Here is a 24,452-nt window from a genome sequence, read left to right as displayed (position 1 = left end):
TCCTTTTTTAGAACCCCATTTCAGTCAACCATTGCGCCAAATGGCTTTCCCTAGTTTTTAGATCCTGACCCTCTCTTGCATATTTTCCAATATTTTTGTCTGCAACCAGCTTACCGTCCATCATAAACAGTACACGTTCCGATCTGGCAGCGACTTTCACATCATGGGTCACAAGCAGAATGGTTGTACCCGTTGCATTAATATCGCCCAGAATATCCATGATCTCATACGTTGATTTGGAATTCAGCGCCCCCGTTGGTTCATCGCCGAATAAAATATCCGGATTATTAATCAGCGCACGGCAGATGGCAATACGTTGAAGCTGTCCCCCTGAGGCTTGGGTGATGTTATGCCCAGCCAGCTCATCAATCCCCATTTTTTTCATTAATGACATCGCCCGTGTATTAATCGTTTCTCTGCTGCTATTCTTGGCCAGATACGCGGAAAGTACGATATTGTCTAACAGATTCAGATTCTTGAGCAGATGAATATTCTGAAAGATGAACCCCATCTTGGTCAAACGTAGACTTGCCAGGTCGCTCTCCTGAAATGCCGATATTTTTTTACCATTAAAATAGACACTTCCAGCACTAATCTGATCCATGCAGCTTATGTTGTACAGTAAGGTAGACTTGCCTGAGCCAGACGGCCCCATGATGGAAACAAATTCTCCCTTTTTTAATTGAAGGTTGATATCTTTCAAGATGTTATGTTCTTCATTCTCGCCGATCGCTACGGATTTATTCACGTCTTTAGCCTCAAGTATAGTTGTCATCGTTGATCCTCCCTATTCCACAATCATTTTGGATATGCTCGTTTCCTTGATCGATTGGATACTAATCCATGCTGTCAGAACAATCGTGCCCGCAAGTAACAATGGACACAATATATATGCCTGTAACGGGTTAACAACAAAAACAATATTGGAAGCTCCGAACGTCGACATAATGGCACTAACCAGCAACGGACCCAACGTATTGGACAATATCGTTCCAGTAACAACCCCTAAGATTAATATGACAAGTGACATCACGACATACTTGAACTTGATTTTAGACAAGGCAAACCCAAGACTTCTCAGTACAGCAATGTCGTTGTTGTCCTTGGCTACTAACATCTGAAGGAACAGTGCTGTAATTAAAATAGATATGAAGACACCGATGACCAAGGCCAGCATCGTCACCAATTTCAATTGTTGGATGGTTCCGCCTAACGTCTGATCCAGATAACCTTGAAGATCGGTTACTTTGGCTGGCGAGAAAGCAACCTCATATTCAGCAATTTTGGTAGCCATGTCCCCACGATTATTCAGATCCAAACTGACCACGTACCACAACACACTATCCTCGTTGTAGGGCAATAAGGCCTTCGCCGTTTTCCCACCATTCGTAACGTCCTGGTATATTCCGCTGACCGTCATCATCTGGTCCTTGCCATTAACCAGCAAGGTAAGTTGCTCACCAGTCTTCAGGCGCAGCTCGCTACTGTTTGCATCAGATAACGCAATTTCATTTTCGGTAGTTGGCGCATTACCGCTAACATAAGACAATGGGAAAACACTGAAATCCCCAGTTTCTACACTCAGATTGTCGTAACTTCCTTCCGCATTTTTAATCTTGAACTGGCTTGTTACCAATGGGGAATACGTTTTGATGTCTTTATCTTTTTGGATCTGGGCAACCAGATTGTCATAACGCTGCTCCACATCGTCTGTGTGCCTCAAGTCAATGCGAATATCACTTTGTCCAACACCCATATAAGAAATAAAACTTGGCGCCTGCAAAGTGTTCAGGAAATTGACCGGCACAATCATGATAAATGAACTGACTACAAAGACGAACAACAATAATCGGAACATCTTGATTCGCTGTATCACTTCCTTCAGACCAAGAAAGACAGGTACGGAAGACCAGCGATTGCGGGACAAACTGAGCCGGTTTCGAATGATCTGTGTATCTCCCAGGCTCCCGGTACGGAGAGCATCCACCGCGGAGATGGAACGAAAACGTCGCAGTACCGTTCGACAGAACAGAACAACCATTGCAAATATTATTCCAGCGGCTAATAACGGAATCGCGAAATGCAACAGGGTTGCAGGTGCTTTTCCCATATACAACATGATGTTGGAAACAAATAGTCTGTTAACGCCAAGTGATGCAATGTAACCAAGCACGGATGCGAATCCGGCCATAAATACATACTTCATCAGATACAGTCTCTTAATATCCTTCTCTGCGATCCCAATCGCTTTCATGACACTAATCTCACGATAATCCTCTTCGATGGTCGCAAGCATCGTGAATCGGATGCAGAGCATCGCGATCAGAATCAGTACAAGACTGACCAGAATAATAACGGCTGCAATGACTCCGTCGGTCATGGCATTCAGTACCTGGAACAGCCCATAGGTTACGACTGGACCCGCGTTTGGAAGTCCAGCATTTTGGTAAGCCTGAGTAAATTCACTCGTCAGTCCGGGATCGGTCAACCGGAATTCGATGAGATACTCCATCTCTCCGATGCTCTGCTTCAATTCCTGCAAATTCCCATCACTCACAATAAAACGTTTGGAGTGCACAACCGATGGATTCATCTGAGCATCACGGACAAAATCAACGATGGTGTAAGAACGCTCAAATTGACCATTATCGATCCGAACCTGATCGCCCACGCTTAATTTATTTTGCTGCATGTAATATACCGGAACCGCGATCTCGCCATCGTTAACCTGAATAATCTCACTGTCCAGATTCAACAAATAGTCGAAACCCTGATTCTGTGTAACAAAGTCAATGTCCATAACACTGTTCTTTTCGGACTCTGCTCCGAGAAACAGATTAGAGCCGTCAATGTTGACCATTTCCACAATCTGATGCTGCTGGACCATGGCATTTTCTTCAGCCCATGTGTTCACTTTGACCTGATCGAGTTCTCCGGCATGCATTTGCACAAAGTGTGGTGTTTTGGATTCAGAAAATAGATATTGGATGGAACTCGTCAGTTCCATAATCATTCGTGACCCCGAAGATACCAGCAAGGCGGCCAGCAGTACAAAAATAAATAACGCAGCCGTAATCCCTTTTTTTCTCGTTATATCGTTTCTCAGCATTCGTAGCAGCATAAACGGACATGGCTCCTCTCATCTACAAGTTGTTCCTATTTATCTGGCAAAATACATGCCCAGCTCCTTTCATACAAGGTTATTCCAAACCAACGCAATTCATTTCACTACGAGACATCTAGCCAGATTATATAACTCTATTTTTAATTGTCAATTAAAACATATTTTTCTATTTTTCTATCGCTAGATTCACTTAGAAAAGCCAGCTATAAAGTTTTTAAAGCATGCCCGATTTCACTTAAGAAGAAATAAAAATAGGATTTGACAAAAGATCACTTTGTAACTATTATGGTTACAACGGTGGTGATCATCAATGAAACAAATCAGCAGTCGCTTTTCCATCGCGGTTCATACCCTGTCCCTGATCGCTGTTATGCCCAATGAATGCACCGGAGATATTATCGCTCAGAGTGTGAATACGAATCCCGTAATTATCCGGCGAATTATGTCCAAGCTGAAACAGGCTGGTCTGATCGACGTCAGACCCGGTGTGGGCGGTGCTTCCTTGTTGAAAGACCCGGCGAATATTACCCTTCTCGATGTATATCGAGCGCTTGAGGTCGTGGAGGATGGAGAACTGTTTAACTTCCACAAACACCCGAACCCGCAATGTCCGGTTGGTAATATGATTGAACACACCTTGCGCGCCGAACTCATTGAGGCTCAGAAAGCTATGGAACAGCGTTTGAATCGTGTAACGATACAACAGATGATGGATCAGGTTCATGTCTCTGAATAAAAAAAGCTCATTGCGAGCTTTTTTTAACCTTTTCGTTGTAATCACACCTGTTATAACACCTTTGATTACATCCATATGCAATATACGGATACGGGCTGGGTTAAGTAAGGCGTATCCAACCACAACACATATTATAGGAGGAATAGAAGATGAAAATTTTGGTTACTGGGGCAACAGGTCAATTGGGTTCACTGGTCGTAGAAGCATTGTTAAAAACGGGTTCTGCCAAGGATTTGGCAGTAAGTGTACGTAATCCGGAGAAAGCGGAAGCTCTCCACGCTCAAGGTGTTGACGTTCGTCACGGTGATTTCGATCAACCGGAGACGTTGGAAAAAGCCTTTGCGGGTGTAGATCGTCTGATGCTCATCTCCACCGATGGTGACAATGAAACGCGTATTCGCCAACATCAGGCTGCCATTGACGCTGCCAAGAGCGCAGGCGTGGGCTTCATCGCATACACAAGCGTTGTGAATACAGAGAAAAACACCCTTTCCCTGGCTGAAGTTCATCGCGCTACGGAACAAGCTATTCGTGAATCCGGCATCCCTTATTCCTTCCTGCGCAACAACTGGTATCTGGAAAATGAAGCAGGTAGCGTTCAAGCGGCTATGCAAGGCGCACCTTGGGTTCATGCCACCAACGATAGCCAAGTAGGCTGGGCTACCCGCAGTGATTATGCTCATGCTGCTGCAGCTGTACTTGCAGGTGAAGGACATGAAAATACCGTATATGAGTTGTCCGGCAAACTGCGCACTCAAGCTGAACTGGCCGCCATTGTTGGTGAAGTGCTCGGACAGGATATCAGCGTGCAAAACGTGGACGATGCCGCTTATGCTGACATCATGAAAGGCGCAGGTCTACCGGACTTTGTCGTATCAATGCTCGTTGATATGCAAGGTGCCATCCGTGAAGGCGCACTGGCTGTAGAGAGTGATACACTGGAGACATTGCTTGGCCGTCCGGCTCAGCCACTGAGCGAAGGTATTAAAGCGATGGTAGGCAAGTAAGTTTTGGATATGAGAAAGGGACACACCAACGAATGTTGGATGCGTCCCTTTTTGGTGTAGCTAACGATCAATAGTTCATGGCTCAAGAATATAACGTGCGGGAATATGATCGGCTAGCCAGATATTTTCGTTTCCATGATAAAAGAGGATTCCGTCTATAGCCGCTTGGGCAGCATTAATTTTCAAAATAACAGGCTGATCATCACGTCTTCGTCCCACCTGAGTGGCCGTATCGATATCTGCGGACAGATGTACATATTGCCTTTGCCGCGGCTGTAAGCCATGTTCCATAATAGAATTTACTGCGCGTGCCGGGGTACCATGGTAAAGGGTTTCCGGTGGCTCAGCAGATGACTTGGATATCTTATGCGGAGTCGAATGTCCATACAATGCCCGAATACGGCCAGAATGGATCTCATGTCTCTTTTTCTCCGAAGCTTGGATCATCTGCTCCAGATCGGCTTCCGTTACTTCCTTCCACTGTGGACTTTCATGTAGAGCCACCAGCAATTGCGAGATTTCCACCCAACCTTCTTCGTCCAGCTCCAGCCCATATTCCCATGGGGCGTGACGCAGAGCGTATGAGAGTTCCTTGCTTAGTTTCATCAGATCCAATGCAATCATCTCCCCAATCTAATAAAACTCGTCTATTGCTGCGACTGAACCGCTGTTAAAATCTCCTGAATGTTACGTGCCAATCCCTCATCGTCTTCCTGATTGAATTGGCGGTGTCCATCAATCCCACGTTGGATAATCGTATTCATCACCGGATGAACCTCCCGATCGGAAGCCACCCGAATCAGATCGTCGGCAAAGTCGACGGCCTGCTGCTCACTGTAGTTAAACGGCTTAATCAGCATCCGGATACTTAGTGCATGCGCTTGTGGCTCCGCCAGCTGATCCCTGTTCGTAATGCCATACACCGCACCAAACCCAAAAGCAGCCATCACCTGACGCTCCAGTTCCGTCGTTTGTTCCAAGGGTGTGCCGATCAGCTCACACATTTTGTCCACCATCTGCTCCAGCTCATTTGCCGCGGCAGCCAGGATTACGTCATTAATATCGTCAGCGTTGATAAAATCAGTCATATTGTATTTCTCCATTCCTGCACCGTATTTGGTTCATCTCTCATACTCTATGAGAACATTGTATCGGAGATAGGGTATTCGTATCAAATTCTATCGATTCACTTCGGCCTGCTGTTTAGACTAGGATAAGAAAAAGCCAAATCCCCCGATCACGAGTTGATTTGGCTCACCTTCACTTGATATGCATCGATAAAATAAACTCTTCTTCGTTAGAAAAATCACGCCTGCTTATGCCGTCTCATGTTGCTTCTTCGGCGCTTCATAGACCTGTGTGTGTTCATTCTCGGCAAAAGACCATTCCACTGTACCTGGTTTGCGCACTTTCCACACCCAGGCTTGAACTCGCAGCGAGCTTTTGACCCAGGCCAGGGAAGCACAGCGTTTCTCGGAACGCACCGTCAGCCCCCAATGAATAACACGAGCGAGCCAAGGATTTACATACTCGTTATGTGAGCGAACAGATGGCAATTCATCCTGGAATAACCGCTGCTTCACATCCATGGGAGGTTGCCCACATGTCCAATAATGGAGCAGTGCCGCCAGGCTATAGATGTCCGACATGGGTCCCTGACTGGATTTCTCTGAATAGAACTCCAGTGGGGAATAACCTGCCGATGTAAATATCGCCTGTTTCTCACCAGATTGCATAGGCCAGCGGGTAGCCGAGCCGAAGTCGAGAAGCTTCGGAGTACCGTCCTCCATCACCATAATGTTGGAAGGTTTCACATCCCGGTGAAGAATTCCTTGTTTATGTATATAATCCAGCGTATCCACCAGTGGAAGCAGCGTTTCTGTAATGAAGGCAGCATCAAGAGCATGATTATGTTCATTCAGATACTCGGTTAGCGTAATGCCCGTGCAGTATTCCATAACGAGGTAACCCGTATCATTCGCTTCAAAATGATCCATATACGAAACAATATGAGGATGATTCAGTTTCGATAACAGTTCACCTTCGAGTAGAAATACATCAAGCAATTCCTGGTATTGCCCACCGTATCCACGCGAAGAGCAAAATACACCCCGCTTGTCTGCCTGACGTTCAGCTATTCTCTGGGGGAAAAATTCCTTAATGGCTACCTTGGCGCCTGTGTTCCGATCTCGTCCTGCATATACGATAGCCAACTCACTGCTGGCTAATACCTGTCTTACCTGATATGTATCATTTATAATCACATTGCGCTGCAATGCCATTTTGCAATTGTCTTTTCTCATAACAGACCTCTTTTCAACCTTGTCGATCGGAAGACTTTCCGCATAAATGCATCATCTGGTTCAACCCGTAAGCAATTCATCGCCAACTATACATATAAACCAAATGATGCAATTTGAAACACCTTAACACGAAATATTTAAATATTAATCATACCACACTGGCTATGATCTGTTCCTTAATCCATATCAAGCTCTTCTATAGAAGAAAATATCTCTTATATACTCTATCGACAGATAAAGCGAATTACTTTATTAAACTGGAAAAAAACATTTTCTCCGTCCAGCTCTTGCAGATTTTTTTAATAATTTTTTTGTAAAAACTGCTGTATTTCCTCATTCATCTGAACCAATACGTCCTGTGAAGGAAAATGTCCAGTATCATACTTGATGGCTTGAACATTCTGAATAATTTTTTGAGCCCGTTCAATGCACTTATCCGCGGGGAAAAAGACATCCTTCTCTCCGACTAATAACAAGGTTGGTGATGTATAGTTCACCAGTTCTTCCCGATCCGTGAGCTTAGGCAGATCCTGCTCGATACTGACATACTTGAAAAGTTTGCCGATAATGTTTTTATCCATTTCCTTCATGCAGTTGCAAGACATGTTGTCCGTAATTTTTTGCAAAGAAGAGGGTGAAGAAGTCATACGGTACTTGACGAGCGGCAGTGTAATATCTTGAGCAGTTTTAATTTTGGAATTGACCGCGAGACCCGCAGGAGCAACCAATACGGCGCACGAAATGCGTTCCGGAATATAGGTAGCCAGTCTGAGGATGATGCCTCCTCCAAAGGATGGACCAATAAACGCACTCTTTTCAATATCATAGTGGTCCAGCAGATCCGATACCCATAATGCCAAACTATCAAACCGTGTCGAGATGCTGGCTTCCTCACTATAGCCGGGATGACCGATGGTATCAGGAGCAATAATTCGGTAATCTTTAAATAAGGAAGAGAACCATGACAACGTCATCGGGTTCACACAATTACCGCCCTGTAGAATAAATAAGGGTTTGCCATCTTGAGGACCTGTCAATAAAACATGCGTCTTCCCAAAACGTGTCTCCACATACTCCCGTGTAAATCCCTCACCCAACTCATTCAAATAAATCTCATACTCTTCAAGAATGCTACTCTTGCCTTCTTCACTTCTATAAATGGAACTCATGTCTGCCTCCTGCAATATATACTCAAATAACTTATTCTAGTGAATGGACTTGCTAATCAATGGACCAAAAAGATAAAGAGGGCCTGCAGATGACAGGCTCCTCCATATGTTTAACTAATCATATTCAGATGATTATAGAGCGGAAACTGGAAATTGTAAATATCGATTATAATAGACAAGAAATTAAGGGCTCATATTATAGAAAAATACTTATTTTCGGCCGTAATCCGCCTTGATTTCGCCCCACTGTTTTGTCTGCCATTTTAACACTTTATTGCTATACGTATTGGTCTGGAGCCACTGCTCCGCCCGGTCAATCATCAGCCAGATCTCTTCCGTGGAGTTGTCCCGTGCTAATGTCGTAGCTACTTTTTTCTGCTTTAGCCATTTCATGGCATTGACCGAGTCGGTATACACCGTTTTGGTACTGCCTTCTTTCTTCAGATGTGCGAGGGCATGTACAATGGCCAAAAATTCGCCCAGATTGTTCGTGCCTTTGGAGATCGGTCCAACGGAGAAAATAATCTCACCTGTGCGGGTGTCCACCCCTTTGTATTCTACAGGTCCAGGGTTACCGCGTGTACCCACATCAACAGAGATGCTGTCATAATCCACTTCCTCCGACGTTTCCATACCTGCGCTTCTTCCGCTACTAACCGATTTCGTCTTCGACCCACTGCCGCCGGCACTCGATCCCCAGTTCCCTTTCCATCCGGCGCGATACGCCTCTTCAGCGGCCGCTTTGGACTCATAGGATTTATATTTTGCTCCGGTATAATGGTCCGTTTGCGCTTTGCAATCTGCCCATGTGCTATACACGCCTGGCTTCTTACCTTCCCAGACAACATAGTATTTCTGTTTCGCCACTGTGACCCGCTCCTTTGTTCACTTCAATCAATACCCTATTGTATACGATCCGGTAGGCGTAATGAAAGCTACGGATTCAGCCAACTGCATAATTCCTCCATCTCCAGAACAGCAGCAAGTCTTCCAGCGATAACTCCTCAGATATTTTCGAAGAAGTCAGCAAAGGTGCTCATGTTCAGCCCGTCGATCCGAAACTTCAATAGCTACGTCCTCACACTACAAAAAAAAAGACCGCACCTGTAAGCACTTATCAACAGTGCTCTAAACAAGGTACGGTCCTAATCACCGTGTACTCAGGTAAGCAATACCCAATCCACCCGTTACCGGGTTCTTATAGATTTCACAATCTACATCAAATACCTCACCTATCATCTCACGAGTCAGAATATCAGCCGGTTTGCCATGCACCACAATCTGGCCCTTTTTCACCACATAGAGATAATCGCAATATTCTGCGGCGAGTTCGAGATCATGAAGCGCTGCAAGTATACCAATGCCGAGTCCACGAACAATATTTAGAATCTGAAGTTGGTATTTGATGTCCAAATGGTTGGTCGGCTCGTCCAGGATCAGGAATTCAGGTTGCTGTGCCAGGACACGAGCCAATACCACACGCTGTTTCTCTCCACCAGACAGGGACACGTAATTGCGATCCGCATGTCCAGTCAGATGTACTTTTTCCAGAGCTTGCTCCACGATTTCGTGATCCCGTTCATTATCTGTCTCCAGCATTTTTTTGTGTGGAGTACGACCCATCATGACCATCTCGCGCACCGTAAAATCAAAACTCAATTCATTAAATTGGCCGACAACGCCCATATGTCTGGAAACGATCTTCGGGCTGGATTTGAGGATATCTGTATTATCCAGAAAAACCTTGCCTTGCTGCGGTTTGATCACTTTATAGATGCTCTTGAGCAGCGTTGATTTGCCACAACCATTCGGCCCGATGAGCCCAACGAACTGTTTGGCGTTCACCTGTAAGGAAATGTCCCTGATGATCTCCGTGTTCAGCACAGAAATGGATACATTTTCTACGTTCAGCTTCATGTTTAATTTCCTCCAAAGCCGTAGCCTTTTTTGACCAGCATATACATAAACATCGGCGCGCCAATCATGGCCGTAATGATACCGATCGGCAACTCCACGCTGGATATGAGGGATCGTGCGATCACGTCCGTCCAGATGAGGAAAATGGCTCCGAACAGCACAGATACAGGCATCACTTTACGATGGTCCGAACCCACCAGACCTCTAACAATATGCGGAATGATCAATCCGACAAAACCAATCATGCCACAGCTTGCCACCATGACACCTGTCACCAAAGCCGTTAACAGCATGTACAGCCTGCGATACACACTCAGATTAATGCCCAGCGTAACGGCTGCTTCATCCCCCAATAACATCGTATTGAGAACTCTTGACTGCAACAGGAAGAATAGAATCGCTACTAACACGACGATACCAACCAACGGAAGCTTGTTCCATCCGGAAGCCGCCAGGCTACCCATGGTCCAGAACGTCACCGTTTTGATTCCTTCGGCGTTGTTGGCAAAATAAATAATAAAATTGGAGAAGGCGCTGCACAGCGCGTTAATGACCATTCCGGCAAGCACCAGCTTGACCGACGTCATTTTCCCCCGAATCCCCGCAAGGGTGAGTACCAGCAAAGAAGCTCCCATCGCTCCGGCAAATGCCCAGAAAGCCACACCGGTCTGACCCAGCCAGCCAATCGCGCCAAATCCAATGAGAATTGCAAAGGTTGCTCCGAGTGAGGCGCCTGAGGATATACCCAATATGTAAGGATCAGCTAGCGGATTCTGCACAGCAGCCTGCATAACAGCACCGCACAAGGCCAACCCTGCACCGATAAACATCGCCATCAGCACACGTGGAAAACGAATCTGCCAGATAATATCGGTAAATGAGCCTGCCTCAATGGGTGTTGCCCCCCACTGAAATCCCGTTAATTTGGTTAAAAGAATACGATATGACTCCGCAAGCGGAATACGGACCTGTCCAATCGAAACCGCGATCCCTACAGAAATAATCGTAATAATGATTAAAGCTGCAATCAGTAAAGAAAACCCGGCTTTACTATGAACCAGAGACTCTCTTTTCCCCATACGATGTGTCTGAACCTGAACTGTCTGTGCCATCTCTTCCCCCATTAATTCGCGTAAAATGTAAAATAAATTGAATTTAGCTATTTACAATGTGTTTTCTCGGATTATAATTGAGAATGATTATCTTTGTCAATTAAAAAAACACATAGAAAAGAGGTTCATCGTGCAATTAAATTCACATCCATAAGCAGCTGCTCCTGCTGAGAATACAAATAAAACAACGTACCCGCTCACGATTGAGAATTTCATGTAGGTAAAGAGCTGGTTGTAGGTGCAAGTCCGGATCTGGTACTCGGACGGGGCGACCTGTTCGCTGATGCAGACTGGGGCGTGGGTACCGTCGATGGATTGAATGACATGAATATACGTACGTTCCTGCAAACGACGAATCACAAAGGCACACTCGATAGCCTGTACAGCGATATTGCACAACTTGGGCAGATCGTCACGGAACAAGGCTTGACATTAGTTTGATAACAAACTATATTACACATATGAAAACAAGAGACGCTATTTCACTCATATCCAAAATTAAAGAGAAGGCCAACCGCTTCATCCTGGCCGAGATGGCTGAGCAGGGAATCCAGGAACTCGCTACGTCCCATGGGGATATTATCTATGCCCTGTATAACAATCACAGGATGACCATGGCCGAGATCGCCAAAAAAATTGGCAAGGATAAATCCACGGTGACCGCACTTGTGGACAAATTGGTGCGGACAGGATACGTCGACAAGGAGCGTGATGCAACAGATTCGCGAGTTGTTCATGTGGCTTTGACTGCAAAAGGCGAAGATTTAAAACCGGTCTTCGAAGATATATCGCAGCGCGTGCTAGACACATTTTATGCGGACGTTACGGAAGCGGAGAAAAAAGAACTGCTTCGAATTTTAATGAAAATTCATGGTAACTTCTAATTTTTTTTGGAGAAATAGTTTGACATCAAACCAATATATTAGAGGAGGTTTTGGGTATGACGGACTACATCCAATTGTTACCTGAACATGAGGTGAAGAAGATCGGAGAACATGATTTACACTTGGAAATTTTCGAAGGAACCCCACCTCATGACGAAGAAACAGAGACCAAGAAGCCACCACTCCTGTTTGTTCATGGTGCATACACAGGCAGCTGGATGTGGAGCAAATACATCCCCCACTTTGCCCAGCACGGTTGGACCTGTTATGTCATGAACTTGAGAAGTCATTACAAGAGTCGGGTCATGGACATGACAAAGATTACGTTTGACGATTATTTGGAGGATATTCGTGAAGTGTTAGCTGAGTTCAACGAATCTCCCGTTCTTATCGGCTTTAGCATGGGTGGGATTCTCAGTCAAAAGATTGCAGAAACCGCTACTCTGGCAAGCCTGATTGTAATTGACAGCAGTCTGAGCAAGGAAGTTCATGGGTTAATACCCTACCCGGAAAGCGATCGTATCACACCTGGGATCATCATTCCTGCACCTGTCCGTGATGAACTGACCAGTATAGATGAGACGGCAGATGACATTGCATTTCAGCGTAAATATCTTCAGATGGAGTCTTCGAAAGCATTTAGCACCTTTTCCGTTATGTTTGGAGCAGATGGCGGTGTATCCATTAATGGCGACCTGATCCATTGCCCCAGCTTGGTGATCAAGGCTGTATCCTGCGAAGACGAAGATCTGAGAGGCAAATTAACTGCCAAGCAGCTGGATGCTGAATATGCCGGACTGTGGGATACGACCCATACGGGCATACTGGTAGGCCAACGGTACATGGAAGCTGTCGATATCACCCTTGAATGGTTACACAGACAACATTCCTTTGAATTAACAAATAAACTCAATAAATAAATTAAATATCATGTTAAAACCTCCTTCTTACCTTTAATCCTGTATGCAAAAGTTTGATTTTTTCAGATAAGCTTATATGCATAGTTCTGGATAGGATTAAAATATAAGAAATGAGGTTTTGTTCATGACCGCTCACACAACCCTCCCAAACCAAAGGGAGCTTCCTTCCATATCTTCAAAACGCCTTCCGTGGGCTGGGCTTCTTGCATTAGCCATGGCGGGATTCATTTGCATCCTCACTGAAAGTCTGCCTGCGGGACTGCTACCGCAAATTGCAAAAGACTTGGGGATCACAGAGGCTCTTACCGGACAGTTGGTGACTCTTTATGCCATTGGATCACTTGTTGCTGCCATTCCCTTGACTGCTGCTACACGCGGATGGAGACGCCGGCCTCTTCTGCTGGTATGCATTAGCGGTTTTCTTGTCTTTAACACCGTTACCGCCTTATCTTCGGATTATATCCTGACACTTGCCGCTCGTTTCATGGCCGGGGTCTCTGCGGGTGTGTTATGGGGAATGACAGCAGGTTATGCACGTCGAATGGTCCCCGACTCGTTAAAAGGTAAAGCCATGGCTGTGGCTATGGTCGGCACCCCCGTGGCACTAGCTCTTGGTGTTCCAATCGGTAGTTTTCTTAGTTCTTATATCGGCTGGCGCCTCATCTTCGGGATAGTATCTCTTCTGACCGTAGCTTTAATCGTATGGGTTCTCTGGAAAATGCCGGATTTTGCCGGAGAGCCCGCTGGGGAACGTCTTCCGCTGCATAAGGTGTTTTTAATTCCGGGAGTTAGGCCCATTCTGTTTGTTGTTCTGGCCTGGATGCTTGCGCATAATATCCTTTACACCTATATTTCTCCCTACCTTACCCAGACCGTATTTGCTAACAGAGTAGACTTGATTTTGCTCATTTTCGGTATTATTTCCATTGTGGGGATTTGGTTAACCGGAATGCTCATTGACCGGTTTTTGAGGAGATTGGTTATCATCAGCCTGGCATCATTCGCTCTGGCCTCTGTCGTGATGGGAATCGGTACTCATCAACCTGTCATTATTATTCTTGCCGTCATGATCTGGGGACTTACGTTTGGCGGAGCCGCGACACTGTTACAAACTGCCATCGCTCAAGCCGGAGGCAAAAGCACAGATGTCGCCCAATCGATGCTGGTTACAGCATGGAACCTGGCGATTGGCGGAGGAGGCATCATCGGGGGCATCCTTCTTGAAGTATTTGGAGCAGGATACCTTTCTGGGGCGCTGTTTATCTTGCTCATTCCTGCGTTGCTTGTAGCTATGCGTGCTTATAAATATGGATTTACCAGAGCAAATTAACAGGAAGACATGTTGCATGTGTTACAGCAGGAGAAAGAGGAGTGCACTTGATGTGCACTCCTCTTCTGTTTTTCATTATAAAGACCAGAATCTTATTCTGCCTGTGCCAGCAAATTTGGTCCTTCCACGAGATTCTTATGTGCAATTGGAGAAGACATGGTGATTAAAGTCATGTAAGTGCCGTACGGATCACACTTGTTCTCAAACTCCTCGAGTCCTTGAATGGTGTCTGTGAGGATTTTCAGCAAGTAATTGTATTCCCCGCTTATCCGATAACATTCCACAACTTCAGGTGACGCACGGCAGAAATCCAGGAAAGGATAACAATCCCGGGTACGAAAAAGTACATAGGCTGTGCTCTGCTTGCCCAATTTGGAGGGGGAGATCACGGTTCGATATTCCTCGATGATTCCCTTTTCTTCCATTCGTTTGACTCGTTCAGTAACGGCCGGCTGAGATAACCCCACCAGTTTGCCTAGTTCGGTCATGGATAATCTCGCCTGATTCTCCAAGTGAAACAGGATATGCTGATCTATTTCATCCATATAATCCACTCCTTTAATTACATAAGATATATTCAGAAATTACCTTAAGTATATTCGTTAATTCATTATAATGCCTTTAACAAACCATGTAATACAAGATCAATCATTTATATAATAAACACAGTTAACACGAGAAATCAAATACATCAGTTGGTGAGAGGAAGATAAACATGGGAAAAGAAGACATGACGACATTGCATACTTATGTGGATGAAGCCATTGACCGCGCTCTAAGCGAAAAAAGAATCGTAGGAACAGTTGTACAGGTTGCATTAGGAGGGGAACTGGTATACAGCCGGGCTGCTGGTTTCGCAGACAGGGAGCAAAAGCGCACCATGTCGGAAAACGCTCTGTTTCGACTTGCTTCCGTAACCAAACCTATTGTATCGACAGCAGCTCTGGCATTAATCTCACAAGGAAAGCTGAGTCTGCATGATCCGGTGACCCGCTGGCTTCCTGCATTCCGGCCCAAACTTGCCAATGGTCAGGACGCTTCAATATCAGTACATCAGTTGATGACGCACACCGCAGGCTTAACATACCGTTTCTTCCAAGAAGGCCAGGGAACCTATGAGCTTGCAGGAGTATCGGACGGAATGGATTGGTCTGAAATTAGTCTGGAGGAGAATCTGCAAAGGATAGCTTCTGCTCCTCTTCTGTATGAGCCAGGAAACATGTGGAGATATTCCATTGCGACAGATGTACTTGGTGCCGTTATCGAAAAGGTAACTGGGATGTCACTACGAGAAGCTGTTCAAACGCTGGTTACTCATCCACTCCACATGACCGACACTGACTTTGTTGCGGTGGATTCGGATCGATTGACAGCCGCTTACGCTGATGGTTCTGAAGAACCGCGTCTCCTTCATAACGAGTTGGAGCTGATTCCTTTTATTGAGGGTACTGCTGGCTTCCGACTGGCACCCAATCGTGCGAATCATACTTCTGCTTACTTATCAGGCGGAGCGGGTATGGTTGGTAGTACCGGAGATTTTCTTACTTTACTTGAAGCATTGCGACAAGGAGGACAGCCTCTCCTTACAGAAGCCGTTGCGGCTGAGATGTCTACCAATCAAATCGGTGATCTCGTGATGCCATACTGGCCAGGCAGAGGGTTTGGCCTTGGTTTTACCGTACTTAAAGATCCTATCGCAGCCGGTACACCGGAATCAGCGGGTACGTGGCGAATGGGTGGAACGTACGGTCATTCCTGGTTTGTTGATCCAAAAGAAGAACTTACTGTTGCAGCATTCACCAACACGGCACTTGAAGGGATGTCGGGCCAGTATACCACCGATATCTGTGATGCCATCTATGCGAGCATTCGTGAAGGCAACGAGGCTGCAAGAATTTAAATACGAATAACCGCCCAATATCATTGGGCGGCTTTATTTTGCAATGATGGTAAGACCTACTGTCTGTTATTACTCAAATTTCTCTTTTTAAAAAGATAGATCCCCGCAACAAGAATAAACCACACCGGCGTAACAAACAGTGCAACACGTGTATCCTCGGCCAATGCCAGCACCACCAGCACAAATACCAGAAACGCCAGAATCAAATAGTTCGAGAACGGATATAGTGGCAGCTTGAAGCGACTGCGACTCGCCAGTTCCGGCTGAGTACGACGATATCTGAGATGACAGATCACCATGATGCCCCAGACAAAGATGAAGCATACAGTCGACACGCTCGTGATCAGTATAAATACGCCCTCCGGCATCACATAGTTCAGCACAATCGCGATCAGAATAACGATTGTAGAGAAATACAGCGCATTGGAAGGGACTTTTCGCTTGTTCAGTCGTGCAAACGACTCAGGCGCGTTGTTATCTTTTGCCATGGAGAACACCATACGGCTTGTACTGAAAATGGCACTGTTACACGCCGAAGCCGCTGATGTTAACACAACGAAATTCACAATCCCTGCAGCGGCCGCAATACCTACAGCGGCAAACACCTGTACAAACGGACTTTCCGTAGGCACAATGGCGTTCCACGGGTATATGCTCATAATAATTAGCAATGCGCCAACGTAGAAGAGCAGTACCCGGATCGGAATCTGGTTAATCGCTCTCGGAATAACCTTCTCCGGGTTCTCGGTTTCCCCCGCTGTCAGCCCCACCAGTTCCATGCCTACAAAGGCGAATACCACCATCTGGAACGATATGATGAATCCATGCAGTCCATTCGGGAACCATCCCCCATGACTCCAGAGATTACTGAAGCTCGCTGGACCCTGATCCGTGGTAAAACCTTTGAAGATCATATATAAACCAACAACAATAAGTGCCAGAATGGCCACGACTTTAATTAGGGCAAACCAGAATTCCATTTCACCAAACAGCTTGACCGTCGCCAAGTTCATGATTAGCAATATGACCAACGCAATTAACCCCGGCATCCACTGAGGTACATTCGGAAACCAAAACTGCGTATACAATCCAACGGCGGTAATGTCAGCCATAGCAATGGAAATCCAGCAGAACCAGTAAGTCCACCCTGTAATAAATGCCGCCATATTTCCCAGGTAATCGCGCACGAAATCGACAAAGGAATGATACTTCAAGTTGCTAAGCAGCAGTTCCCCCAATGCACGCATGATCAGGAACAATACAACACCCGTGATGATATAGGCCAGCAAGATGGATGGCCCTGTCAGTTGGATCGTTTTGCCTGCTCCGAGAAACAGACCTGTTCCGATCGCCCCTCCAATGGCCATCAGCTGCACATGCCTGTTCTTTAATCCCCTTGTTAACGTTTCTTGCTGCATGATAAACCACCACTCTCTTTCTGCACATGCTCTCTACGATGCAAAATATTATTATTCATCATATAATAATCTGCCCAGAATACATATCCCTCTTTTATATATTTTTTTGCACAGCAAAGAAGGCACCTTTGTGCAAGGCGCCCTCCTGGTTTTGTGCTCTTGTTGGTGTACTTGTAAGCTTGTACTAGTGGAATTGATACAGCGCTTATGTACGATCTTTCGTTATTTTCATGCTATCTCATATCATGTTTATGATACATATCTATAGAAATATTTTAAAATTAAGACTAAGCATAGAGCAGCAATAACTAAAAAGGCAATCGCTAATGAACGTTCTTTTTTCCAAACTCGAATAGCATTAGCAACGTTAATAATGATTAGCGCAAGCGAGTTAATGATACCCGAGTTCGATTGAAACATGTTAAACGTGATCATAATCATCCCAACGATTCAGACCAACCAATACCAGAGTGGCATCTGCTGTAAAAGCTGCTTCATTATAATTTATACTCCTTATGTATTAAATTGTTATGTTTATAAGAAATTCTTCAACTCAGAGATAAATTCCTTTATTTAGGTTATAAATCAAAAGATTTAATGTTAGTTAGATCCAACTTAAATTATTATTAAGAATACTTCATTGTATAGTAAAAAGGGCTCCCGATGAAGGTGCCCCCTGATCTGTTAAGCTATACTATTTTTGCTTGTAGAACTCATGATACAGCTTCATTAACGCCCGCTTCTCAATTCGCGATACATAAGAGCGTGAAATTCCAAGTTCTTTCGCAATTTCGCGCTGGGTACGCTCTTCCCCGCCCGCTTCCAGACCAAATCGACCAACCACAACTTCCTTCTCCCGATCATCAAGAATATCGAGATTGCGATAAATTTTGCTTTTTTCGATCTTGAGCTGCACTTTATCTACAACGTCGTCGGCTTCTGTTCCGAGGATATCGATCAGTGTGATTTCGTTGCCTTCTTTGTCCGTACCGATGGGATCGTGCAGGGATACGTCTTTGCGTGTTTTCTTCAGGGAACGCAGATGCATAAGTATCTCGTTTTCAATACATCTCGCTGCAAATGTGGCAAGTTTGGTTCCTTTGCCTTGTTGAAAACTTTCGATGGCTTTGATCAAACCAATGGTTCCGATGGAAATCAGATCTTCCTGATCTTCACCCGTATTGTCGAACTTCTTGACGATATGCGCGACGAGGCGCAGATTGTGTTCAATGAGCAGATTGCGGGAGTGAGCATTGCCTTCAGCCATAAGGCGTAAATGTTTGGCTTCATCATCCTCAGCCAGGGGCTGGGGAAACGCATTATTTTTGACATACGAGACGAGTAACGTTAACTCCTTAATGAATAGAGCAATAGCGGTAAACAATCCGGGCACAGATGACACCTCCTGCAGTTTTACAACGATCTGGCCTGAGCACGTGTGGGGGAACAGGGTCGATCTATTGTATGTAGGCAGGGGCCCAGAAGTGCACGTACACCTGAAAAAGGAAATACTCTTGTGAAGATTTCACACATTTACGGAAACAATCGAGCCCACCTTCTGAAGAAGGAGGAATTCCTTCTCTACACTTTGAATAAAATATGTTTTCTCACCGAATATGACGACATCATTCTCAGCTAATGGAACATCGCTTTTGAAGTAGATGAAATTATCCGTTTCCCGAAACGCACCTTTATAATAAAACATGTCACCGACTCCCTAATAGAGATAACTTATAAACAAAAGTGAACAAGCGGTTCTTAAAAATCTCAGTCACTATATTTTTTAACCAATATACTCACAATAACCTATAGAATCACGTTCTAAGCAGGCAGGAATACTCTTGTTATAAAGATTGAGATGCTATTACATCTGCCCTCTTTGAAACAATCTGAAGAATTTTACCTCTGACCGAAGTGAAACAGATAAAGAAGGCAATGAGATCACACGAATCGATATTAGAAAAAAACCTTCACTCCCACATGTCGATGCAGGAGCAAAGGCTTCACATGCCATGTTCTAGTTCACCGATACTGGCTCCACAACGTTCGGAATCTCCGGCAAACGCTTTTTACGGTCCATCATCAAACTGACGAACAAACCCACTAACCCCAATGCGGCAATGACTGCTGCATACAGAGGTACGGATATAAGTCCCGTATGGGTAATGGCATACCCGCCCAGATAGGCTCCCCCTGCATTACCCAGATTAAACGCGGAGTGACTTGAGGTCGTCGCCAGCAGCGGTGCTTCTCGGGTCATGTTCATGATTCGAATCTGCAATCCTGGCATAATGCCAAAAGCCGCAACACCCCAGAAGAATATGGTAATTACCGCCAGATAAGGATTGTCCAGCGTAAGCGTAAGTGCAGCTAGAAGAACGGCCAGGATGCCGAAGTTGATGATCAAGGAAGGCATCAGCTTCCAGTCTGCCAGACGACCGCCAACCATGTTGCCAAGTGTCACACCGAAACCGAACAGCACCAGAATCCAGGTCACATTCTGCTCGGCAAAACCACTAATGTCTACAAGCATCGGCGTAATGTAAGTGAATACGGCGAACAGACTTCCACAGCCCAACGCGCCAATGAGTAGAACCAATAATACCTGTGGACGAACCAGATTTCGGAACTGCTGCCCGAGATTCGCTGGTGGGCCTTGCGGGATAACGGGAATGAAACGAATGATACCAATCAACGAGATAATGCCTAGAATGGTGATTGCCCCGAAGGACGACCGCCATCCAAGCTGTTGCCCGATAAATGTACCAAATGGAACGCCAATAATGTTGGCAATCGTGAGCCCTGCGAGAACAACCGATACCGCTCCTGCCCTTCTCTCAGGTGCAACGAGCCGTGTTGCCATGATCGAACCTACACCTAGGAACGTACCATGGGCAAATGCCGTCAGAATCCGTGCCGAGATCAGCAGTCCATAGGTAGGAGCAATGACAGACAAGGCGTTACCGATAATGAAAATGCATATCAGCAGCACTAGCAGTTTTTTCTGCGGAATCTTGTGCGTGAACACGGTCAAGATCGGCGCACCTACTGCTACACCAAGCGCATATCCCGTAATGAGTTGTCCCGCCTGTGGAATACTTACATTCAGGTCTGTCGCTACATTGGGCAGTAAGCCCATAATAATAAACTCAGTCATACCAATCGCAAAAGCCCCAATCGTCAGGCAAAACAGGGATAATGGAAACGCCCCTCGTTTACCAGACTGCGAAGCTTTTGATTCTGTTATGTGTTCTGCCCTGCTCATAGATGTTCTCTTCTCCTCTGTCTCTTTATCAATGATTTCCTGTCACTTTCAACCACAATGCATCGGTTAGTTGATCGAACGTTTCACGCATGGCCAGCTTGTCCCGCCAGTGTGCCGGAATGCCGCTGAGTCCATAATAAGCACCTGCGATTTGTCCATATACGGCTCCCGTGGTGTCCGCGTCATCACCCAGATTAACAGCTAACAACGCGCCTTCCTCGAAGCTTGAGGACTTATGGAAAGCCCATAATGCGGCTTCAAGTGAACGAACCACATAGCCACTGCCCTTAATTTCGGGCGGCTCTTTGCTCTGATACGAACCCATGACAACCTCTTCAATTGCGGGTGAAAAAGCAGGATCTTCCCTCCACTGTCGACATGTTTCCGGCATCAGCATGACGCTCTTGTCCGCTCCGCTTAGGCCAGCAACAAGTATAGCGACCAGCACTTCACAGGCCTCCACACTTCCCGTTGCGGCATGTGTTGTTCGGGAGCTAAGCCCGGCATAATGAACTGCCTCTTGGGGACGATTGGCATAAGCCATCGCGACAGGAGCAAGCCTCATAATAGATCCATTGCCCGCCGTCATCGGGTCGGTTGACCCGCTATAGGCTTCTCCGGTTAAGCCAAACCTCTCCAAGGCGCTTCGTGTAGCCCCACCAATATCGAAGCAATTACCTGTGCTGCTCATGTACCCGACTTTGTACCAATTGGTATATCTGCGCATCTGATCTGCAGGATCAAAGTCTGCCTGGCGCACCAAACTTTCTGCCAGACACAGAGCCATGGATGTATCATCGGTCCACTGTCCTGCTTCCAGCTCAAATACACCGCCTCCCACGATATCGGTAACAGGTTCAAACGTTCCTGGGCTACTGAATTCTACAGTAGTTCCCAGCGCATCACCTACTGCAAGCCCGATCAAACATCCATCGAAACGATCCCTTTGAAGCATGACGATATCCCCCCTTATTTCATTGATTTTCAAGATCTTTTACTCCATTTTCCCACATGCTCTAATCCTGCGTAAAGCTAATAAAAACAAAAGCACACGGCATGGTTTCTTCTATTATAAAAGTGTCGAAAGCTGTTGAACGGTCAAATCATCCAATTTTCATAAAAAAAGTTTTATTTTATTATGCTGAAAAAACAGTTTATTCAGTACACCGCTTACATGTAAAGGGGTTAACGGTTTGCAACGTCCATCATTTTCAGAAAAAACGTCATCCATCTGAAAATTTTCAATGTAAACTATCATGACGTGCTTGACCCTTCAGTTTGTCCTATGTTACGGTTTTATTAGCTTCAACGCTTATTTTTTCCCAAATCAATATTCATTTCCGGTTTATTGCGTCAACTAATATCCCGCAGGTTAATGAATGCACGGGAATGAATTTGCAGAAAATTTTCATTTTTATCCCAAAACTAATTCTGAAACAGGAGGAACAAATTTATGATTAAGGCACTGGTGTTTGATTTCGACGGAACGATTATTGATACAGAAACAGCATGGTATATTGCTTTTCGTGATGCTTACAAGGAACACGGCGTGGATTTAACCCTGGAGATGTATTCACAATGCATCGGTACCAGTCTGAAAACATTTAATCCGTATGAGTACCTCATCACAGATTTGAATCTTCCGATCGATCGGGAAGCGTTCAGGGAATCCGTTCAGTTGCAGCACGCTGCATTGATGAACAAAGAGGTGATTCGTCCGGGTATTCAGAACTATCTTGATGAAGCGCGTAAAGCTGGACTAAAACTTGCTGTAGCATCCAGCTCCAAACGAGAGTGGGTAGAACAGCATCTGGAACAACTGAAACTGAAAGATTATTTTGAAGTTATCCGTACGGCAGATGATGTTGCGAACGTGAAGCCTGACCCGGAACTCTACAATCAAGCGCTTGAAGCCCTTGGAGTAACTGCAGACGAAGCCGTAGCGATTGAGGATTCACCTAACGGCGCGCGTGCAGCTGCTGCGGCTGGTATACACTGCGTAGTCATCTCGAATACCATTACAGGAACATTGGAATTCGACATGCCTCACCAACGGCTGTCTTGCTTGACTGACCTTACATTTAATGATTTGATTTCGAAGCCACTCGTCACTACCGTCTAAGGTCCTGCACGAATTTCGCGATTCAATCCTTAAAGGGGGAGTTCACACATGAAAGCTGTACATTTTGGTGCGGGCAATATAGGCCGCGGTTTTATCGGTCATATGTTGTCCGCTTCCGATTACGAAGTCTGCTTTGTCGCACGTAACCCGAAGAAAATCTCCTTGCTTCAAGAGAGACAGGAATATCCGATTACACTTGCCAATAGCGATCAGGATACAACGATTGTTAACAACGTGACGGCTATCAATGTAAGTGATCAAAATCTGGTTGCTGAAGAGATCGCTTCAGCCGATCTGATCACAACCGCCGTGGGCGTATCTGCACTCGGAGATATCGCCGAGCCGATCGCCAAAGGCATTCAACTTCGCATGAAAAACAATAATCAGGCTCCACTGCATATTATCGCTTGCGAGAATGCCATCGGTGGCAGCACCAGGCTGAAGAAACGCATCTATCCATTCCTGGATGAACCTACTCGTAAAAAAGCCGAACGCTATATTTCTTTCCCCAATGCAGCTGTGGACCGGATTGTTCCGGCTCAAAACCACAAGGACCCGCTGCAGGTCACTGTTGAACCTTTTTATGAATGGGTCGTTCATCGTCCTGCCTTTCTGGATGGTTACAAGGAAATTGATGGTGTCCATTATGTGGATTCCCTTGAGCCTTATATTGAGCGTAAAATGTTTACGGTAAATACAGGCCATTGTGTCGCCGCATACTTCGGCTATCTCGAAGGATTCAAGACGATCAGACAGGTCATGAGTAACTCCACCCTTCGGGCCAAGGTCCGCCATGTTATGGAAGAGACGGGTCAGATGCTCATCCAGAAGCACGGATTCAACGCACAGAAGCATAACAAATATATCGATACCATACTGGAGCGCTTCGCCAATCCTAACCTGACGGACCAGGTTACCCGGGTCGGACGTTCCCCCCTTCGCAAGCTTTCGCCTCATGACCGGCTTGTTCGCCCAGCGCTGCAGGCCAGTGAATTCGGAATTGAAATTCCCCATTTAACTTCTGCTATGGCGGCCGCAATGCTGTTCAATGATGAACGCGACGAGGAAGCCATGAAGCTTAAGCACATGATTCACGAAGATGGCGTCTCCGCCTTTATCCGTGAACGCATGGGAATTCCCGACGAACATCCCGTTCATCAGAATGTGATCGCCCGCTATCAAGAACTCAGAGGGCGCAAGGAATCGACTATACTAACCTGAGTAATGGATCAGGGTCATTGGTTC

General features: G+C 45.7%; 23 protein-coding genes. 8 read left to right on the top strand and 15 right to left on the bottom strand.

Annotated features, from left to right (window positions below; translation table 11 throughout):
• Window positions 1-7 precede the first annotated feature (7 nt).
• On the bottom strand, window positions 8-775 hold the full coding sequence (locus AC4G47_RS07785; protein WP_491105640.1) for an ABC transporter ATP-binding protein: 768 nt from the start codon (window positions 773-775) through the stop codon (window positions 8-10).
• A gap of 12 nt (window positions 776-787) precedes the next feature.
• Window positions 788-3,121, bottom strand: coding sequence for an ABC transporter permease (locus tag AC4G47_RS07780; RefSeq protein WP_491105639.1), 2,334 nt, complete (start codon window positions 3,119-3,121; stop codon window positions 788-790).
• Window positions 3,122-3,434: 313 nt separating this feature from the next.
• Here AC4G47_RS07780 and AC4G47_RS07775 point away from each other — a divergent pair, with 313 nt between their 5' ends.
• Window positions 3,435-3,860: an Rrf2 family transcriptional regulator gene (locus tag AC4G47_RS07775; RefSeq protein ID WP_458123521.1), complete on the top strand. Its 426-nt coding sequence runs from the start codon at window positions 3,435-3,437 to the stop codon at window positions 3,858-3,860.
• Window positions 3,861-4,009: 149 nt separating this feature from the next.
• Window positions 4,010-4,867 carry an SDR family oxidoreductase gene (locus AC4G47_RS07770; protein WP_491105638.1) on the top strand — a complete coding sequence of 286 codons (858 nt, stop codon included), beginning with the start codon at window positions 4,010-4,012 and terminating at the stop codon, window positions 4,865-4,867.
• Between the two features lie 75 nt (window positions 4,868-4,942).
• Here the strand turns inward: AC4G47_RS07770 and AC4G47_RS07765 are convergent, their stop codons facing one another.
• The 7 genes from AC4G47_RS07765 to AC4G47_RS07735 form a co-directional block, all read right to left on the bottom strand.
• Complete coding sequence (locus AC4G47_RS07765; RefSeq protein ID WP_491105637.1) at window positions 4,943-5,482, bottom strand: RNA 2'-phosphotransferase; 540 nt, start codon at window positions 5,480-5,482, stop codon at window positions 4,943-4,945.
• A 32-nt stretch (window positions 5,483-5,514) separates the two neighbouring features.
• The gene (gene imm48 / locus AC4G47_RS07760; protein WP_491105636.1) at window positions 5,515-5,955 is read right to left on the bottom strand and encodes an Imm48 family immunity protein; all 441 of its coding nucleotides are present in this window, start codon (window positions 5,953-5,955) and stop codon (window positions 5,515-5,517) included.
• 228 nt (window positions 5,956-6,183) lie between these two features.
• Window positions 6,184-7,170, bottom strand: coding sequence for a serine/threonine protein kinase (locus AC4G47_RS07755; RefSeq protein ID WP_491105635.1), 987 nt, complete (start codon window positions 7,168-7,170; stop codon window positions 6,184-6,186).
• A gap of 299 nt (window positions 7,171-7,469) precedes the next feature.
• Window positions 7,470-8,339, bottom strand: coding sequence for an alpha/beta fold hydrolase (locus tag AC4G47_RS07750; RefSeq protein ID WP_491105634.1), 870 nt, complete (start codon window positions 8,337-8,339; stop codon window positions 7,470-7,472).
• 210 nt (window positions 8,340-8,549) lie between these two features.
• A complete protein-coding gene (rnhA, locus tag AC4G47_RS07745; RefSeq protein ID WP_491105633.1) occupies window positions 8,550-9,206 on the bottom strand; it encodes a ribonuclease H in 657 nt (218 codons plus the stop codon).
• Between the two features lie 282 nt (window positions 9,207-9,488).
• Window positions 9,489-10,256, bottom strand: a complete 768-nt coding sequence (locus tag AC4G47_RS07740) for an ABC transporter ATP-binding protein (protein ID WP_491105632.1) — start codon at window positions 10,254-10,256, stop codon at window positions 9,489-9,491.
• 2 nt (window positions 10,257-10,258) lie between these two features.
• On the bottom strand, window positions 10,259-11,335 hold the full coding sequence (locus tag AC4G47_RS07735; RefSeq protein WP_491106664.1) for a FecCD family ABC transporter permease: 1,077 nt from the start codon (window positions 11,333-11,335) through the stop codon (window positions 10,259-10,261).
• A 470-nt stretch (window positions 11,336-11,805) separates the two neighbouring features.
• On the opposite strand from AC4G47_RS07735, the gene AC4G47_RS07730 reads away from it, so the two are divergent.
• The 3 genes from AC4G47_RS07730 to AC4G47_RS07720 all read left to right on the top strand — a co-directional run bounded on the left by AC4G47_RS07730 (window position 11,806) and on the right by AC4G47_RS07720 (window position 14,502).
• Window positions 11,806-12,252 carry a MarR family winged helix-turn-helix transcriptional regulator gene (locus AC4G47_RS07730; RefSeq protein WP_491105631.1) on the top strand — a complete coding sequence of 149 codons (447 nt, stop codon included), beginning with the start codon at window positions 11,806-11,808 and terminating at the stop codon, window positions 12,250-12,252.
• Window positions 12,253-12,308: 56 nt separating this feature from the next.
• Window positions 12,309-13,172, top strand: a complete 864-nt coding sequence (locus AC4G47_RS07725) for an alpha/beta hydrolase (protein ID WP_458123531.1) — start codon at window positions 12,309-12,311, stop codon at window positions 13,170-13,172.
• Between the two features lie 124 nt (window positions 13,173-13,296).
• A complete protein-coding gene (locus AC4G47_RS07720; RefSeq protein WP_491105630.1) occupies window positions 13,297-14,502 on the top strand; it encodes an MFS transporter in 1,206 nt (401 codons plus the stop codon).
• 92 nt (window positions 14,503-14,594) lie between these two features.
• Here the strand turns inward: AC4G47_RS07720 and AC4G47_RS07715 are convergent, their stop codons facing one another.
• Window positions 14,595-15,047, bottom strand: coding sequence for an Lrp/AsnC family transcriptional regulator (locus AC4G47_RS07715; RefSeq protein ID WP_145323415.1), 453 nt, complete (start codon window positions 15,045-15,047; stop codon window positions 14,595-14,597).
• A 170-nt stretch (window positions 15,048-15,217) separates the two neighbouring features.
• Here AC4G47_RS07715 and AC4G47_RS07710 point away from each other — a divergent pair, with 170 nt between their 5' ends.
• A complete protein-coding gene (locus AC4G47_RS07710; protein ID WP_491105629.1) occupies window positions 15,218-16,402 on the top strand; it encodes a serine hydrolase domain-containing protein in 1,185 nt (394 codons plus the stop codon).
• A gap of 56 nt (window positions 16,403-16,458) precedes the next feature.
• Here AC4G47_RS07710 and AC4G47_RS07705 read toward each other — a convergent pair whose 3' ends face one another.
• From AC4G47_RS07705 to AC4G47_RS07685, 5 genes are all read right to left on the bottom strand, one after another.
• Window positions 16,459-17,820 (bottom strand): amino acid permease, encoded by a 1,362-nt coding sequence (locus AC4G47_RS07705; RefSeq protein WP_491105628.1) that lies wholly within the window; start codon window positions 17,818-17,820, stop codon window positions 16,459-16,461.
• Window positions 17,821-18,514: 694 nt separating this feature from the next.
• Window positions 18,515-19,213 carry an RNA polymerase sporulation sigma factor SigK gene (gene sigK, locus AC4G47_RS07700; RefSeq protein ID WP_145323447.1) on the bottom strand — a complete coding sequence of 233 codons (699 nt, stop codon included), beginning with the start codon at window positions 19,211-19,213 and terminating at the stop codon, window positions 18,515-18,517.
• Window positions 19,214-19,345: 132 nt separating this feature from the next.
• A complete protein-coding gene (locus tag AC4G47_RS07695) occupies window positions 19,346-19,525 on the bottom strand; it encodes a hypothetical protein (protein WP_491105627.1) in 180 nt (59 codons plus the stop codon).
• Window positions 19,526-19,837: 312 nt separating this feature from the next.
• Window positions 19,838-21,085: an MFS transporter gene (locus AC4G47_RS07690; RefSeq protein ID WP_491105626.1), complete on the bottom strand. Its 1,248-nt coding sequence runs from the start codon at window positions 21,083-21,085 to the stop codon at window positions 19,838-19,840.
• A 28-nt stretch (window positions 21,086-21,113) separates the two neighbouring features.
• Entirely contained in the window at window positions 21,114-22,040 is a 927-nt protein-coding gene (locus AC4G47_RS07685; protein ID WP_491105625.1) for an ADP-ribosylglycohydrolase family protein, read from the bottom strand.
• Window positions 22,041-22,538: 498 nt separating this feature from the next.
• Here AC4G47_RS07685 and AC4G47_RS07680 point away from each other — a divergent pair, with 498 nt between their 5' ends.
• Both AC4G47_RS07680 and AC4G47_RS07675 read left to right on the top strand, forming a co-directional pair.
• Window positions 22,539-23,207 carry an HAD family hydrolase gene (locus tag AC4G47_RS07680; RefSeq protein ID WP_458123540.1) on the top strand — a complete coding sequence of 223 codons (669 nt, stop codon included), beginning with the start codon at window positions 22,539-22,541 and terminating at the stop codon, window positions 23,205-23,207.
• A 48-nt stretch (window positions 23,208-23,255) separates the two neighbouring features.
• Window positions 23,256-24,428 carry a mannitol-1-phosphate 5-dehydrogenase gene (locus tag AC4G47_RS07675; protein ID WP_491105624.1) on the top strand — a complete coding sequence of 391 codons (1,173 nt, stop codon included), beginning with the start codon at window positions 23,256-23,258 and terminating at the stop codon, window positions 24,426-24,428.
• Window positions 24,429-24,452 lie beyond the last annotated feature (24 nt).

It is taken from the genome of Paenibacillus sp. Negev47, assembly GCF_058313655.1.
Note: the sequence above shows the minus strand (reverse complement) of the source record. Positions and strands in the feature narration are given on the sequence as shown.